Origin of the sequence: Streptomyces sp. NPDC050121 (assembly GCF_044460385.1) — a bacterium.
GTDB classification, from domain to species: domain Bacteria; phylum Actinomycetota; class Actinomycetes; order Streptomycetales; family Streptomycetaceae; genus Streptomyces; species Streptomyces soliscabiei.
In genome coordinates, this window is sequence record NZ_JBITJV010000010.1 from 181827 (window position 1) to 197541 (window position 15715).

Here is a 15715-nt window from a genome sequence, read left to right on the forward strand (position 1 = left end):
GGAGCAGAGGAGGGAGCAGAGGAGGGAGCAGAGGAGGGAGCAGAGGAGGGAGCAGAGGAGGGAGCAGAGGAGGGAGCAGAGGAGGGAGCAGAGGAGGAAGCCGGGGAGGAAGCAGAGGAGGAGGCAGAAGAGGAGCTGGGGGGGGAAGCGTTCAGGGTCAAGGCCTCTCTCCTGGGGCGAGGGCGGGGACGTCGGCCGTGGGGACGGCGGCTCCGAAGGGCAGCGGATGGATGCGGCACAGGGCGGCCACCTCGGCCCGCACCCGGTCGCGCACGGCCGGGTCGGTGCGGAACTCGGTGTCCGACAGCACGGTGGTGGCGGTGAGCACCTCGTGCAGGAGACCGGCGCAGACCCGCATCTCGGCGGGCCCCATGCCGCGCTGCGCCAGGACGTTCGTGCCCAGCCGCAGGCCGCCGGCGACGAGCGGGGGCTTGTCGTCGCCGGGGATGCGGTTGCGGTTCGTGAGGATCGCGCAGTCCTCCAGGGCTCGTTCGGCGACCACGCCGGTCATGCCGTGCCCGGCCATGTCCAGCAGCACCATGTGGTTGTCGGTGCCGCCGGTCAGAACCCGGTGGCCGAGCCCCGCCAGATCGCCGGCGAGGGCCGCGGCGTCGTCGACGACCAGCCGCATGGTCTCCTTGAACGCCGGTTCCGCCACCGCCTTCAGGGCGTGCGCCTTGGCGGCGATCGAGGCCGGGCTCGGGGTGCCCTGCGACTGGGGGAAGACCGCGCGCTGCATCAGCCGGTCGAGCGGGGTGCGGCCGTCCGGGCCCAGGGTGCGGTGCTCCCGTCCGATGAGGATCAGGCCGCCGCGCGGGCCGCCCAGCTGCTTGTAGGTGCTGGTGGTGGTGATGTGGGCGAGGTCGATGGGGCTGGGGTGTTCGCCGGCGGCCACCAGACCGGCGATGTGCGAGATGTCCGCGACCAGAAACGCCCCGACGGAGTCCGCGATCGCCCGGAAACGGGCGAAGTCGAGCGTCCGTGGATAGGCGCTGGCCCCCGCGATGACCACGGTGGGGCGGTGGACCCGGGCCAGTTCGGCCGCCTGGTCGTAGTCGACGAACCCCTGCTCGTCCAGGCCGTAGTGGACCGCCCGGTAGTGGCGCCCGGTCACCGAGGCCGAGGACCCGTGGGTGAGATGACCCCCGGCGTCCAGGTCGAGGGCGAGCAGGGTGCCGCCCGGGGGAAGCAACGCGGCCAGCACGGCCTGGTTCGCCGAGGAGCAGGAGTGCGGCTGGACGTTGGCGTAGCGGGCGCCGAAGGCCTGCCGGGCCCGGTCGGCGGCCAGCCGCTCCACCCCGTCGAAGCGGCCCGCGCCGGGGTGGTAGCGGGCCCCCGGATAGCCCTCGGCCGTCACGTTCGACAACGCGGCGCCGCCCGTCGCCAGGACCGACGGGCTCGCGACGCTGGCGGACGCCACCATCGCCAGCGTCGCGGTCTGCTCCTCCACCTCCCGGTCGAGCAACCCCGCCAGCTCGGGATCGGTCCGGGTCAACAGCTCCGCCCCCCGCCGCAGCAGCAGAGCCTGCGCCGAGCCGGAGCCGGAGCCGGAGCCGGAGCCGGAGCCGGCTCCGGGGACGGTGTTGGGGCCGTTCTGTAGACGGCCCGGGGCCGCGGTTGCGGCCCGCGGGGTCTCAAGCATGCGTACCCGCCGCCTTCTTGGCCTGCGTCAGCCCGTCGACGGCCGAGGCGATGGTGGCGACCGTGGCCCCGCCGTACAGCAGACGGACGTTGACCTTGACGCCGAAGTGCTTGTTCAGCCGGCTCACCACACGCATCGCCTGCAGCGAGTTGCCCCCCAGCTCGAAGAAGCTGCCGTCCGCTCCGACCTGCTCCATGGACAGCACGGCGCCGAAGACCTCGGCCACCTTCTCCTCCGTGGCGGTCCCCGGGGCGACGAAACTCGCCGCGCCGTCCGTCGCGGACACCGGAGCGGGCAGCGCGCTCCGGTTGATCTTGCGGGCCGGGGTCAGCGGGAACTCCGCCAGCTCCACCCAGGCCGTGGGCACCATGTACTCGGGCATCGTGCGGCCCAGGTGCTCGCGCAGCTCGGCCACGGTCGGCGAGGCGTCACCGAGCACCGTGTAGTACGCGACGAGCTGCTTCTCCCCGCCGTCCTCCCGCAGCAGCACCAGAGCCATACGGATCTTCGGGTGCGTCAGCAGCCCCGACTCGATCTCGCCGAGCTCGATCCGCAGCCCGCGCAGCTTGACCTGGTTGTCCAGGCGGCCGATGAAGTCGATCTGCAGATCGCGCGTCCAGCGCACCAGGTCACCCGTGCGGTACACCCGGCCCTCGCCCAGGAACGGGTCGGGGACGAACTTCTCGTCCGTCATCTCCGGCAGGTTCAGATAGCCGCGGGCCAGGCCCTCGTCGCCGCCGATCAGCAGCTCGCCCGGCACGCCGACCGGCACCAGGTTGAAGTCCTTGTCGACCACGTAGTGCAGCCGGCTGAACTCGGGCCGGCCGATGGGCGGCGACGACAGCCACTCCTTGTGCTCACATAGATATTCGGTGGTCGCCACCGACGCCTCGGTCGGACCGTAGAGGTTCACGAACTTGCGGCCCGGCAGGTTCCACTTGTTGACCAGCTCGGCCGGCAGGGCCTCCGCACCGCCCATGATGTACTTCAGATCCGGGTACGGCCCCGCCTCGACCACGGAGAGGATCGCGGGCGACAGACCGGCGTACGTGACCCGCTGGTCCCGGATCAGCGCGCCCAGGGACTCCGGCGACGAGGCGTCCTCCGGCGCCACCAGCACCATCGCCGAACCGCTGATCAGACCGGCGAAGATCTCCCCCTGCGACATGTCGAAGGTCAGCGCCGGCAGCTGCAGCAGCCGGTCCTCGTGGGTCCACTCGCCGAAGCTGCGCCGGTAGGCCTCGATGAACATGCGCAGACCGCGCTGCTCGATCATCACGCCCTTGGGACGCCCGGTCGAGCCCGACGTGTAGAGGACGTACACCAGCGACGTCGGCTCCGCCCACTCCTCCAGCGGCACGTCGTCCGACTGCGCCTCGATGACATCCCAGTCGGCGTCGATCCGCAGGCTCTCCCAACCGCAACTGTCCGGCAGATCGCCCAGTGCGGCCTGCCGCGTGATGACCAGCGGTGTCGCGGTGTCCCGCAGCATGTGGTCCAGCCGGGCGTTGGGGTGCGAGGGGTCGATGATCGTGTACGCGGCGCCGGACACCATCACGCCCAGGATCGCCACCAGGGCGTCCAGGTCGCGGTCCATCGCGATGGCCACGACCTGCTCGCGGCCCACACCCCGGGAGCGGATGTACCGGGCGAGCTTCCCGGCCCGCCGCATCAGCTCGCCGTACGTCATCTCCACCCCGCGGCAGACCGCCGCGACCAGCTCCGGGTGCTCCTCGGCGATCCGCGCGATCGTCGCGTGCACCGGCTCCGTCGGGTACTCGAAGTCGGGGCCGCGTCCGACCGCGAGCAGCTCCTCGCGCTCGGCTTCGGACAGCAGCGGCAGCGCGGAGACCGGGGTGTCCGGGGCGTCCGCCGCGGCCGCGAGCACGGTCTCGAAGTGCCGGACCAGGGCCTCGATGCGCCAACGGTCGTACAGGTCGGTCGCGAACTCGACGATCAGCCGCAGCCGTTCGACGCCCTCGACGAAGCTGAAGGACACATCGAACCGGGAGCGCGTCCCGGCCACCGTGATCGTCTCGGCCGTCAGGCCCGCCAGCTGGAACGCGTCGCCGGTGGTCGTCTCGCCGAGCAGCTGGCAGGCGATCTGGAACAGCGGGTTGCGGCCCGCGTCCCGAACCGGCTGCACCCGGTCCACGACACGGTCGAACGGCACGTCCTGGTTGTCGTACATGTCGAGGTTGGCGTCGGTGATGCGCTCCAGCAGCTCGGCGAAGGTGACCCCGCCGGACAGGTCGGACCGCAGCACCGTCATGTTGATGAACAGGCCTACGACGTCCTCGAGTTCGGGGTCCGTACGGCCGAGCATGGGCACCCCGAGGGCGATGTCGTCCTGGCCGCTGTACCGGCTCAGCACGACGTTCAGCGCCGCGGCGACCACCATGTACAGGGACGCGCCCTGCTCCTGCGCCAAGGCGCGTGCCTTGGTGAGCAGTTCGGTGGGGAAGTCGACCACGAAGGTCTCGCCGCTCTGCGTGGGCTCCGCGGGCCGCAGCCGGTCGGCGGGCAGTTCGAGCGCCTCCAGACCGGCCAGCCGCTCCTGCCAGAACTTGAGCTCCTCCTCCCAGACACCGTCGGCCTGCTGCCGGCGCTGCTCCTGGACGTGGTCGCCGTAGCCGACTGTCAGCTCCGGAAGCGCGGGCGTGCGGCCCGCCGTCAGGTCCCCGTAGGCCTGGGAGATCTCACGGCTGATCACACCGCCGGACCAGCCGTCGGTGACGATGTGATGGAAGCCGAGGCACAGCACATGGTGGTCGGCGGCCAGCCGGAACAGCAGGAACCGGGAGACGGGCCCCGCCGTCAGGTCGAACGGCGTGTCGGCCTCGGTCTGCAGCGCCTCGCGCAGCGCGCTCTCCGCGTCTTCGGGGTCCGGCCGGGAGAGGTCGCGAAGCGGCAGCGGCCGGTCCTGCACCGGTGCGACGACCTGGTAGGGCACACCGTCCGCCGAGTGGAAGGTCACCCGCAGCTGCTCGTGGCGCGCCACCAGCACGTTGAGGGCCTGCTCCAGCGCGGGCACGTCCAGCGGACCGCGCAGCCGGTAGGCCTGGATGACGTTGTAGGTGGTCTCCCCGGGACTCATCTGGTCCAGGAACCACAACTGCTCCTGCCCGAAGGACAGTTGGATGCGTGACTCGTCGGGGAGCGAGGCGCTCATCGTCACAGGACTCCAATCGGCTGTTCACGGTGGTGTTCCAACGGGGCGTTACGGGGACGTCAGCGGTGCGGGCGAGTCGGTGGTGCGGGCGAGTCGGTGGTGCGCAGACGTGAGTGGTTCGCGTCAGTGGTTCGGGGGCGGTGAAGTCGTGCGGGCGTCGGGCCTGAGGACGCTCTCCACGCGGCGCAGTCCTTCGGTCACCGCCTCCGGGGAGCGCGCGAAACAGATCCGGAAACCGTCGCTGGCACCGAGGGTCTCGCCGGGCATCAGCAGAACCCCCAGGTCCAGCGCCCGGCGGCACATCGCCAGCGGCTCCTCCCCGGTCCGGAGCCAGAGCCAGGCGAACGGCGTGCCCTCCGGTTCCACGAGCTCCACCGCGTCCGCGTTGCGCCGGGCGAACTCCCTGACCAGGGACAGCCCCTGCCCGGTGAGCTCGTGATAGGACCGCAGATGGCGCTCACGGTCGGCCAGCACCTCGCGGGCCAGCGTCTCGCACAGCACCGAATTGGAGATGGTGGACAGGAACTTGCGCTCGGCACAGCCCGCCACCACGGACGGCGGACCGTACAGCCAGCCCACCCGCAGCCCCGGGAAGCCGTACACCTTGGACAGGCTGGACACGGAGATCACCCGGTCGCCGTCGAGCGCGGGGGAGCGGGACAGATCGAGCGCGTACTCCTCGTCGAGCAGCAGCCGAGCGCCCGTGCGCGAGGCGAGGGCCACCAGGGCGCGCAGGTCCCGCTCGGCCATGCGCCGACCGGTCGGATTGCACGGGCTGTTGGCCACGATCAGCTTCACGTCGGGCCCGGCGACGGCCTCGGCGGCCTCGACGTCGAAGCTCAGATCCGGACGGAACCCGACGAGATCGACCCGGCAGCCGAGCGCGGCCGGCACGTCCCAGGACTGCTGCCAGCCCGGCCGGAAACCGATCACCCGGTCCCCGGGGCTCAGCAGCGACGCGTACACGAGGTAGAGGGCCTGTTGGGCGCCCTGGGTGATGAGGACCGAGTCGGGCGACCCGCCGTACAGTCCCGCCACCGCCTCGCGCAGCGCGCCCAGGCCGTGGTCGTGGCCGTAGTCCAGCTCCAGGCCGGCCGGCAGGGTGAGGTCGTCGAGGTGTCCGGGGAGCATGTTGCTGTCGCCGAGGTCGATGTCGAAGCGCCCCGCGGCGTCCTCGAACACCCACCGCTGCATCGGGTAGTCGCGGGCGTGCTCGACGGAGACGGTCACAGGGCCGCCCCGGCCGTCGCGGCTCTGGCCCCGGTCGCCGTCGCCGTCGCCAGCCGGCCAAGTCGGGCGCGCAGCGCGGGCGCGAAGGCGCCGACGGCCACCTGCTCGGCGTCTCCGGTCATGGTGACCCGGCCGTCCGCCCCGACGCTGATCTCCACACTGCCCCCCGGCATCCTGACCTCCACCCGCTCGTCGCACAGTCCGAGTTCACGCGCCGCGGAGGCCGCGGCACAGGCGCTGCTCCCGGACGCCGTCACATAACCGGCGCCCCGCTCGAAGACCTCCAGCTCCATCACGTTCCGGCCCGCCATGCGCGCGAACTGCACATTGGTGGCCTGGGGGAAACGGGGGTGCCGGGCGATCTTCGGTCCGAGCAGGCGGGCCAGCCGCGGAGTCGGGTCGTCCACCAGCACCACGGTATGCGGGTTGCCGTTGTACACACAGGTGACGATCAGCCGATCCCCGTCCACCGTCAGCGGCACGGACACCGCCCGGCCGCGGTACGGCGTGTCGTCCTCGTCGAGCAGCGGCAGATCGGCCGCGTCGAAGCTGGGGCGGCCCATGCCGACCTCCACCCGGCCCGCGGCGGCGTCGAGGATCCGCACCGGACACTCGCCCGCGGCTGTGCGCAGCGTGAACTCCCGCCCGTCCGCCCAGCCGCCGGGCTCCTGCGCGGCCAGGTGCAGGGCGAACATCCGCAGTCCGTTGCCGCTGCGGCCGCAGTCGGAACCGTCGGAGTTGTACAGGGCGAGCGGCACCGGCGCCCCGGCGCGGGGCTCCTCCAGCGGCCCGTACAGCACACCGTCCGCCCCGATCCCCCGGTGCCGGTCGCAGACCAGCCGGATCGTCTCGGGGCTGACGGTGAAATCGGTGTGGCGCGGATCGATCACCAGGTAGTCGTTGCCCGCCGCCTGGTACTTGAAGAAGTCGGTCACGGCTGGTCTCCCTCCGCTGCTGGGCGCGGCGGAGCGCCGGGGCGTCGCGTCATGACGGCCCCGGGGCTCCACGGCGTTGCGGTCTACTTCTCGGCGAGGGCGGCGGCGTCGTGCTCCTCGCCGTACCACTTCTCCGCCCACCGCGAGAACGCGACGATGACGATGTCCCGGTGGCCCGGGCCGCCGTCGGCGGAGAGCACGTCGGTGACGTCGTGGGAGAGCGCCCGGTCGTCCAGCAGGACCGCCTGACCCGGTTCGAGCGTGCCCGTCCAGAAGGGTTGGTCGGCCCCCTCGTGCCACAGGCGGGTGGTGCCGCCGGCCACGTTCACCTTGTTGAGGATCGCGATCATCACGAACTCGTGCCCGTCGTGGTGCACGCCCTCCGGGGTGAGCGGGCCCGGCTTGCCGCCGTCCGCACGGGTCCGGTTCTGGTGGACGTTGATCTGCCAGTCCTCGGACCGGTCGAGGCCGAGTTCGCGGATGCCGGCCTCGATCAGCGGGGTGAAGTCCACCTTGATCGGCTCGTAGACCCGGCGGATGCCGCCGCCGACCGAGTTGAACTTCTTGTACGTCGTGTAGTCCCGGTGCGCGAGCCGCTCGAACGACCAGGCCTGGTCGCCCTGCGGGCTCAGCCGGTACTGGGAGAACCGTTTGAAGCGGGTGCCGTTGCCCATGTACTCGTCGACCGGGCAGTCGTCGTAGCTGGGCAGGATGTCGGCCGAGACATCCGGCAGGTCGATGATGACGAACCCTTCACTGCCGAGCGGCATGTTCTGTCCTCCAGACGGAGTGGGTGGTGGGCGTCAGGCGGCGGACGGCATGCGCTCGTCCAGGTATGCGGCGGAGGAGTTGAGCCGCCACAGGATGCCGCGCGCGATGGCGCGGCGCATGTGCGCCGATTCGGCGGCGGGCAGCACCACGTTGTGGAACCATCCCTGGGCGTGCTGGGAATCGATGGTGATGTGCAGCCGGTGGTAGGTGATGCCCACCTCCGGCAGACCGAGGCGCTCCCAGGCGTGCACGACCTGGACGAACCGGTCCGGCGCCATCCACTCGGTCATCCCCAGGAAGCCCACGGCCTCCGGGTACAGCGAGCGGTAGCGGCACAGCATGACCGCGAGGTTCCCGTTGAGCAGCGAGGTGGCGGTGAGCGAGCGCTCCAGCTCCTCCTCCGAGATCTCGAAGACCTCGAAGATCTTGTTGAAGAGGGTGGTGTGGACCTCGGCGGGCTTGCCGTTGCCCATCTCGTCCCAGAAGTTGGAGGCGATCTCCATCTTGGCCTCGCCAGCGGTGCCCACCTGCATCAGCGCCAGCAGGTCGTCGAAGCGGCCGTCGACCACCGACTCCTGCATCACGTAGTTGCGCAGGTCGCTCTCGGTCGCCGTGTTGCGGATGAACTCGTGGTAGTAGGGGTGCTTGTACACCCGGTGGCCACGGGCCATCTGCTTCAGCCAGGACAGGTACTCGCGCGGGTCCGTGGGCGCCTCGTCGAGCAGGGCCGGATCGATGAGCCGGTCCTGGGCCTCGGCGGTGGCGGTCTCCAGCAGCCGGCCTATCTCATAGACGGCGACGGAACCCTCGGCGTTCTCGCCCTGCGGGATCTTGGTGTGCAACTGGTAGATGCGGTCGAGCAGATACTGCTGCGCGTACAGGGCGCTTCGATCGCCCAGGGCAGCGGCTCTGTTGATGTCGGCGACCTCGCCGAGGACACGGTCCCGCTCGCTGCCCGACAGGACGGAGTCGACCTTCCCGGGTGCGGAACCGAGCCATGCGCCGATCGTGTCCACCGTGGACAGGAACGGGTCGCCGGTTGCCGCCCGACCCTTGGCGCTGCCGACTTGTGGCATGAGTTTCCCCTTGGATTCACTGGACGAATTAAGTTTCGTCATGAAGGCATTCACCGTCGTCCGGAAGGCAGCGGGCTCCCTTCCCCCTTTGTCACGCGTGTCGTTCACGTGACGCCGGCCTGCCGATCGCGCGAAGCGGGAGGGCGTTCGACGAGGCGGAAACACAAGGGCGCGAACCGGCCTTTCTTTCCGTCTCTTATGTGTCGCCCGAGCCCGGACGGGGCGGCAGGCCTCGGCTATTCTGCGGCGGCCTCACTGGACGAAGTCTGTATACCGTCTGGATGCCCACAGGCCCTCGTGGACGGCATCATGACGAAGGGCGTGGAGCTCGACGGTATGTGATGATCCGTTACCTTTTGGTAGGGTTCAGAAAAAGTGCGGAGCGTATCATTCCGCCCGCTTTTGGAGGGGGTTGTCATCACAGTGAATTACCATCGAGGCGAACGTGAAATACAGGAGAGGCTGGGCCGTTCAGCCGAGGCCGAACGATCGTCCAGAGTGATCCGGAAAGGTTTGACAGACATTTTAGCGGCCTTTATCGGAATGCAGACTCTGGCAGTGACAGGATCAACCGATTCCGACGGCCTCGTCTGGGCCTCGGCGTTGACCGGCCCCCCAGGATTCGCCAGAGGCACCGGCCCCCATTCACTCTCCTTGGCCGCCGAACCGGAGCGGCTTCCATTACCTCTGCGGCTGGAGGGCGGCTGGGCCGGTACGGGTTGGTCGGGACAGGGTGGGGCTGGGGGCGGCGGGGCCGGGAGCGGCTCGTCCGGGGGGCGCTGGTCCGGGAGCGGTCGGTCCGGGGGCGGTCGGTCCGGGGGCGGGCGCTCTGAGGTGGGCCCGGTTGAGGTCGGGTCCGGGGGCGGTCGGTCCGGGGGCGGGCGCTCTGAGGTGGGCCCGGTTGAGGTCGGGTCCGGGGTCGGTTGCTCTGAGGTCGGTTCGCTGGAGAACCGTCCGCTTGGGGTCGGGCGTCCTGAGGTCGGTTCGCTGGAGAACCGTCCGTTGTCGATCGGTCGGCCTGAGGTCGGTCGGTCCCAGTTCAGTCCGCTGGAGATCAGGCCGTTCGAGATCGGGGTGCTGTTTCCCGACACACGCAGGCGGCTGAGGCTCAGGGTCAACGGGATCGCCCGCCCCACCCGGCGAGGGCTCGCGATCGACACGGCCCAGGTCTTCACCAACTGCCCCGGCCGCCTGCGCCACCGCAGCGGCGAGGCCCGCCCTCCCCTCGCCTCAGGACCGACCGCCTCCGGCGAGTCGCTCAGCCCGGCCCAGCGGGCCTGGATCCGGGAGGCGGACACTTTCTTCATCGCCACGGCCTCGGACACGGGCGCCGCCGACGCCAGTCATCGGGGCGGGGAGCCCGGCTTCGTCGAGGTCGTGTCGCCGACCGAGCTGACCTGGGCGGAGTATCCGGGAAACTCGATGTTCATGACACTCGGCAACCTCGTCCTCAACCCGCGCGCCGGAGTGCTGTTCCTCGACGAGCGCAGCGGCGTGACGCTCCACCTCACCGGCACCGCCCGCGTCCGCCTCACGGACGCGCGGCCGACCGTCCACTTCACGATCACACGGGTCGTGCAGGTGGGAGATGTGGGACAGGTGGGAGCGCCGGGACAGGCAGGAAGGGTGGGGCAGGCTGGAAAGGTGGGGCAGGCTGGAAAGGTGGGGCAGGCGGGGGACGATCCCGATGGAGTCGCTCACCGGGACTGAAGCCGGCCCGGCCGGTCGTCCGGCCACAGCCGACGGCCTGCCTGACGCCGCAGCCGACGGCCTGCCTGACGCCGCAGCCGACGGCCTGCCTGACGCCGCAGCCGACGGCCTGCCTGACGCCGCAGCCGACGGCCTGCCGACGCAATAGCCGACGGCCTGCCGACGCAAGGGCCGGCAGACCGTCGTTGACACATCGCTACCGTCGTAGACACATCGCTCAGGTCAGGGAGCGATGTCCCACTGCTGACAGGTGTTGTCGAGCTGCTGCCACTGGCGCACCGCGGTCCCGTTGGCGGTGCCGCAGTTCGCGACGTCCAGCGTCATGCCGGTGTTGACGTTGGTGATGGTGTAGTGGCTGCCGACGTTGGTGACGTCCCACTGCTGGCAGCGGTTGCCGAGCGAGGCCCACAGCTGGACGGCCGTGCCGTTGGTCTGCCCGCAGTTCTTGTCGTCCAGGACCGTGCCGCTGTTGACGTTGGTGATGGTGTAGTGGCCGTTGCCCGCGGCGGCGAACTTCCACTGCTGGCAGGTGTTGCCGAGCGAGGCCCAGATGTCGATCGAAGTCCCGTTGGCCGTACCGCAGTTGACCGCGTCCAGGACCTTGCCGGAGTTGGTGTTGGTCAGGCGGTAGGCAGTGCCGGCGACGGGGAAGGTGGCGGCCGGGGTCGTGTAGCCGACGGAGGTGACGTTGGCCTGTACGGCGTTGTCGGTGGCGTCGGTCGGGTAGCCGGAGGTCATGACGCCTTCGAAGAAGGAGCCGTCCGACCCGTTGCTGTTGTCACCGCCGGTGCCGAGGACGATGGCGCCCTCCAGGTGCATCGGGGTGTATCCGCCGAGGTTGGGCAGCGCCCCGTTGTACCAGGTGGTCAGTGAGCCCGACTGGGCGTTGCCGCCCTTGATCGCGTAGGTCGTCGTGCCGTTGTTCTTCTCCATGGCGGTGACGTACTCGCTGGAGATGCCGGTGTTGGCCGAGTTGGCGCCGTTCCCTCCGAAGAACAGCCCGTTCTCCAGGTCCGCCTCGACCCAGGGGCCGGATCCGGCACCGGAACACGAGAACCAGCACTCGGTGCCGAAGTTGATCGCGTCCATGTGACCGTTGCCGGTGTCGTTGCCGGACGTCTCGGCGTTGCCGTAGTCGAAGCAGCAACGGTTGTTCACGTGGTGGCCGCTGGTCACCATGTAGGCGCCCTCCGGGTTGCTGCCGGTGGCGATGCCCGTGGTGCTGTTGTTGCGGTAGCCGACGCCGGCCGACACCCAGATGCCGTATGCCTTGTGGCCGCCGACCATGACCGGCAGGGCGTTCGCGATCGCGCCGACGTCCTGGCCGCCGTTGCCGCCCGGCCCTTCGATCGTCAGGTCGTTGTGGTTCGGGCTCTGGTCGTAGATCTTGGTGATGATGCAGGTCGTGCCGGAGCAGAAGGAGTCCTGGGCAGCGGCGTTGGCGTAGCCGCCGGTGCTGAGGAGGCCGATGTTGGTGGTGGCCGAGTCCGAGGCGCGCTTGACCTGGTAAAGACCGCCACTGTAGGAGGCGTAGAGCGCCCGGGTCGTGCTGTGCGCTGCGGCGCACGGCGTTCCGGCGGCGGCGTAGACGTCGCAGGGCAGGGACGAGGCCGCCTGGGCTGTGCCTGCGGTACCCACCAACCCGACCAGGATGCCGGCGAGAAGCGTGAGGACCGCGCCCACGGACAGCGGGAGCCCTCTCAGGTGTCTACGTATCACTGTGAACCTCTTCCGTCGTGCGTTCTTCTCGGCCCCGGCGCCGTGTGCGCAGGGAGGCTGGGCAAGTGATGTGCGGTGCGCGGTGATGCGCGGACACGGGCGACTGCTGCCAGGAGACGGAGTCGGGGGCGCTTGGCGCCGCCTCGGCATCACTCGGCAGACATTTGTTAACGCTCACATGCGTGGGCGCTTGGGTGACGCCGCTGATCCGGAGCTGCGGGGAATCGGGTACGTGCGGTCGGCGGACGCTCTGTTCGAGCGCGGCTGCCGAACGCGAATGCGTCACCGCGCGGCGGTGACCGGTCCTGAGATGGAACGTCGTGCATGCGTCGATCTGACGCGATAAAAGATGATCTTCTGCTATTGCGGCCCTGCCTTTTGTACGCTGACCTCTGGGGATGGTCAACACGGTGGGACGGTCAAGACTGTGGAAACAAACGCTCCGCTTCCGCTTTCGAGACGTGTGACGCGGGGGGTTCCGGCGCCGTCCTCGACGGCGGCTTCTTGAGCGGGGCACCCCGAGTTCCATGACTGACCGTGCCGGTGAAAGAGCCTACGAGCCGTGGGCATCGACGTTTCTCGCCCCTCTTCAAATGTGTGCGCTAACAACCGCCGGCGATGAGGCCGCTGAGGCCTGCTGGGACGGCCGAGCGGTCGCGCGGCGTCGACGGCGCCGACGCCGTCGACGGCGCCGGATGCGGCCAACGGGCCGTCTCGGCCTGACTTCGCATCAGATATCAGGGTTCGACCAGGGTTTGCTCAGGGGCGTTCCCTGATGAGCCGGGCGGCCGGTGCGGAAGAGACTCGTGGCGGGGTCGGTCGATCACCGGTCCGACCACAACGATCATGGAGAGCCCATCGTGAACAGCTCTGCCCGTCGGACCCGTTGGACCACCCTGGCTGTCTGCGGCAGCCTGCTTTTGACCCTGGCCACGGGGGTGGTCGCGCCCGCCTCCGTCGCCGCTTCAGGCCCACCACACGCTGCCGCCACCGTGCCGTTGCCCGGGCTGGACCCTGTCGCGCTCAAGGCGGCCATCGGCGGTCTGCCGGATGCGGACGTCACCGGTGCGCTGCTTCGGATCACTGGTCGTGCGGGCCACTGGTCGGGCACATCGGGTGTGGGCAACCTGGAGACCGGTCAGGGCGTGCCGCCTGACGCGCACATCCGGATCGGCAGTATCTCCAAGGTGTTCACCGCCACGATCGTTCTCCAGCTCGCTGCCGAGCACCGGATCGATCTGGACGAGCCCGTCCAGCGGTACCTGCCGGGCGTCCTGCCTGCCGACCTGCCGCCCGTCACGATCGGCCAGCTGCTCAACCACACCAGCGGCCTTCCACGCGGCGCCGACAGCCCGGACTTCGGCGACGGCAGTCCCGAATGGTTCGCCGCCAACCGCCTGAAGAGCTTCACTCCGCAGCAGGTGATCGACTTGATGGCGGGCCAGTCGATGCAGTTCGCGCCGGGCACCGCGCAGCAGTACAACGGGATGAACTACTACGCTGCCGGTCTGCTGGTCGAGAAGATCACCGGGCACACCTTCGCCCACGAGGTACGGTCCCGGATCACCCGGCCTCTCGCCCTGCGCGACACCTATGTCCCCGACGCAGACGACCCGCGGCTGCCGACCCCGCACTCCGACGGCTACCTGACGGTCAAGTCCTCGGACGGCACCATGCATCCGGTGGACGTCACTGAGCAGAGTCCCTGGCCCTGGGCCGAGGGCGGCATGATCTCCACCGCCGCCGACCTCGACCGTTTCATGACCGCACTCTTCCGTGGCCGCTTCCTTCCGCCGGCCCAGCAGGCCGAGCTCTTCACGGTCCCCGACGTCCCCGGTTTCCACAGCAGCCAGTGCCGTACCGAGGCCGACGCCGGCCGGGCCTGTATGACCATGGGGCTGACGCGGGTCAAGGCCTCCAACGGTGTCGTGGTCTGGGGCAAGACCGGCTCCCGCCCCGGCTACACCAGTGGCGTGTTCGCCACCCGCGACCTCTCCCGCAAGATCGTCTACTCCGTCAACCCCACCAACCTCAACGGCACCGAGATCCGCTACGTCCTGCAGATCGCCGCCGCCTCCTTCGGCACCGTGATCCCGGCCAAGAGCTGACCCTCGACGAGCCGACTGTCCTCGACACCGGCCCCGGGGAACGACGTGACCCCACCGGCCCAGGTGGCCGAGCGGGCCGGGAACAGCATGCCGATGCTGCCGACCACTCCATCCGACACAGCCACCCGCGAAAACCCGGTTACGGCCGGACAGCCCCGGACCTTCCCCTTGACCATCGGGGGAGGGTCCGGGGCATCGCCGCGGCGCGCGAAACGTGCTCTGAGCAGCAAAAACGGATGCTGAGCGCGGAGGTTCGGCGACTTCGACACGCATTCGACATGGCCGGGAGTCGGTCTACGGCCGCCGGTAGGCCGAAGGGTCGACACCCGCTTCCGGCTTCCTGCTGAAGGACACGTAGGCGGGGTGCTCAGAGTCTCCAACCTGCATGAGGGCGAAGAGATCGAGGTCATGGTTCGCGAACCTGTGGAGGTACTGGAGAAACAACTCCAACTCCTCGTCCGACAGCCGCTCATCGTGCCGCTCGTTGCGCATGACGTCACGATACGAGCCGAGGGGTTACGGCATGAGGCGGCCCTGTCCTGCTAGCGGTTGATCGGGATCTCGTAGACGATCTCGCAGTGAGCGGCGGGCACGACGATGTCCGCCGTCTCGACGGGCCGTCCCCCGTCGCTGTAGTACGTCCGCCTGATGTGCGTGACGAGCGCGGCCTTCTGGATGCCGAGTAGCGACGCCTCCTCGGCGGTCGCCTGCCTCGGCTCCGGCTGCTCCACGGCGTGGCCGACAGTGATGCCGATGGCGGCCATGCGGTTCACGACGCCCGCCCCGGCGTGCGGCCCTCCCTCGGGGAGGATGACGAGAGTGCCGGCCGTGAGGTCGTACGGCTCCCAACTCGTCGACAGCTGCACGGGCCTGCCGTCCGCCAGGAACTCGTACCTCGTACGCACGCACAGCTCGCCCTCGGCGATGCCCAGCCGTGCCGCGATCTCCGCCGGTGCCGGCACCTTGGCGTCGGTCCGGCTCTCCCAGTCCCCTTGCCTGCCGACGGCCTTCATGTCCGCGCGGAAGGGTGACCCGTTGGGCTGCTCGCGCGCCGACGAACGGACCACCCGCACTCGCTGCCGGGGCTCGGCGACGTACGTGCCCGATCCGGCACGCCCTTCCAGCACGCCCTGAGAGATCAGCAACTCCTGCGCTCGGCGCACGACGTTCTCACCCACACCGCATTCTTCGCCGATCTGGGCGCGGGAGGGCAGGCGGTCTCCCGGCTCCCACGCGTGCTCCGCGATCCGCCGCCGGAGTTCGTCGGCGATACGGAGATAGGGCGGCTGCTCAGGCATATGGAAAATCTAGTCCACTAGCTCTAATCTAGTTAACTAGCTTTACTCAAAGTG

General features: G+C 69.7%; 11 protein-coding genes. 2 read left to right on the top strand and 9 right to left on the bottom strand.

From position 1 onward, the window contains the following. Positions 1-157: 157 nt before the first annotated feature. The 6 genes from glyA to ACIBTS_RS17900 form a co-directional block, all read right to left on the bottom strand. Positions 158-1642: a serine hydroxymethyltransferase gene (gene glyA, locus ACIBTS_RS17875; protein WP_399320363.1), complete on the bottom strand. Its 1485-nt coding sequence runs from the start codon at positions 1640-1642 to the stop codon at positions 158-160. Continuing rightward, positions 1635-4814, bottom strand: a complete 3180-nt coding sequence (locus ACIBTS_RS17880) for an amino acid adenylation domain-containing protein (protein WP_399320364.1) — start codon at positions 4812-4814, stop codon at positions 1635-1637. Before ACIBTS_RS17880 ends, glyA begins: the two co-directional genes overlap by 8 nt. Before the next feature lie 123 nt (positions 4815-4937). Continuing rightward, positions 4938-6044, bottom strand: coding sequence for an aminotransferase class I/II-fold pyridoxal phosphate-dependent enzyme (locus tag ACIBTS_RS17885; RefSeq protein ID WP_399320366.1), 1107 nt, complete (start codon positions 6042-6044; stop codon positions 4938-4940). Then, entirely contained in the window at positions 6041-6979 is a 939-nt protein-coding gene (dapF, locus tag ACIBTS_RS17890; RefSeq protein ID WP_399320368.1) for a diaminopimelate epimerase, read from the bottom strand. Before dapF ends, ACIBTS_RS17885 begins: the two co-directional genes overlap by 4 nt. Positions 6980-7062: 83 nt before the next feature. Continuing rightward, complete coding sequence (locus ACIBTS_RS17895; RefSeq protein WP_319675315.1) at positions 7063-7749, bottom strand: 2OG-Fe dioxygenase family protein; 687 nt, start codon at positions 7747-7749, stop codon at positions 7063-7065. A 33-nt stretch (positions 7750-7782) separates the two neighbouring features. Next, the gene (locus ACIBTS_RS17900; RefSeq protein ID WP_319675316.1) at positions 7783-8826 is read right to left on the bottom strand and encodes an iron-containing redox enzyme family protein; all 1044 of its coding nucleotides are present in this window, start codon (positions 8824-8826) and stop codon (positions 7783-7785) included. Between the two features lie 1002 nt (positions 8827-9828). On the opposite strand from ACIBTS_RS17900, the gene ACIBTS_RS17905 reads away from it, so the two are divergent. Next, complete coding sequence (locus ACIBTS_RS17905; protein ID WP_399320371.1) at positions 9829-10536, top strand: pyridoxamine 5'-phosphate oxidase family protein; 708 nt, start codon at positions 9829-9831, stop codon at positions 10534-10536. A gap of 222 nt (positions 10537-10758) precedes the next feature. Here ACIBTS_RS17905 and ACIBTS_RS17910 read toward each other — a convergent pair whose 3' ends face one another. Next, entirely contained in the window at positions 10759-12255 is a 1497-nt protein-coding gene (locus ACIBTS_RS17910) for an arabinofuranosidase catalytic domain-containing protein (RefSeq protein WP_399320373.1), read from the bottom strand. 860 nt (positions 12256-13115) lie between these two features. Between ACIBTS_RS17910 and ACIBTS_RS17915 the strand changes: the two genes are divergently transcribed. After that, positions 13116-14363, top strand: coding sequence for a serine hydrolase domain-containing protein (locus ACIBTS_RS17915; protein ID WP_399320375.1), 1248 nt, complete (start codon positions 13116-13118; stop codon positions 14361-14363). A 294-nt stretch (positions 14364-14657) separates the two neighbouring features. Here ACIBTS_RS17915 and ACIBTS_RS17920 read toward each other — a convergent pair whose 3' ends face one another. Both ACIBTS_RS17920 and ACIBTS_RS17925 read right to left on the bottom strand, forming a co-directional pair. Further along, positions 14658-14855, bottom strand: coding sequence for a hypothetical protein (locus tag ACIBTS_RS17920; protein WP_266717861.1), 198 nt, complete (start codon positions 14853-14855; stop codon positions 14658-14660). A gap of 50 nt (positions 14856-14905) precedes the next feature. Beyond that, positions 14906-15661 (bottom strand): GntR family transcriptional regulator, encoded by a 756-nt coding sequence (locus ACIBTS_RS17925; RefSeq protein WP_399320377.1) that lies wholly within the window; start codon positions 15659-15661, stop codon positions 14906-14908. Positions 15662-15715 lie beyond the last annotated feature (54 nt).

Coding starts and splice junctions, on each gene's coding strand:
- glyA (WP_399320363.1), bottom strand. CDS start 1,642: ATGCTTGAGACCCCGCGGGCCGCAACCGCGGCCCCGGGCCGTCTACAG.
- ACIBTS_RS17880 (WP_399320364.1), bottom strand. CDS start 4,814: ATGAGCGCCTCGCTCCCCGACGAGTCACGCATCCAACTGTCCTTCGGG.
- ACIBTS_RS17895 (WP_319675315.1), bottom strand. CDS start 7,749: ATGCCGCTCGGCAGTGAAGGGTTCGTCATCATCGACCTGCCGGATGTC.
- ACIBTS_RS17900 (WP_319675316.1), bottom strand. CDS start 8,826: ATGCCACAAGTCGGCAGCGCCAAGGGTCGGGCGGCAACCGGCGACCCG.
- ACIBTS_RS17920 (WP_266717861.1), bottom strand. CDS start 14,855: ATGCGCAACGAGCGGCACGATGAGCGGCTGTCGGACGAGGAGTTGGAG.
- ACIBTS_RS17925 (WP_399320377.1), bottom strand. CDS start 15,661: ATGCCTGAGCAGCCGCCCTATCTCCGTATCGCCGACGAACTCCGGCGG.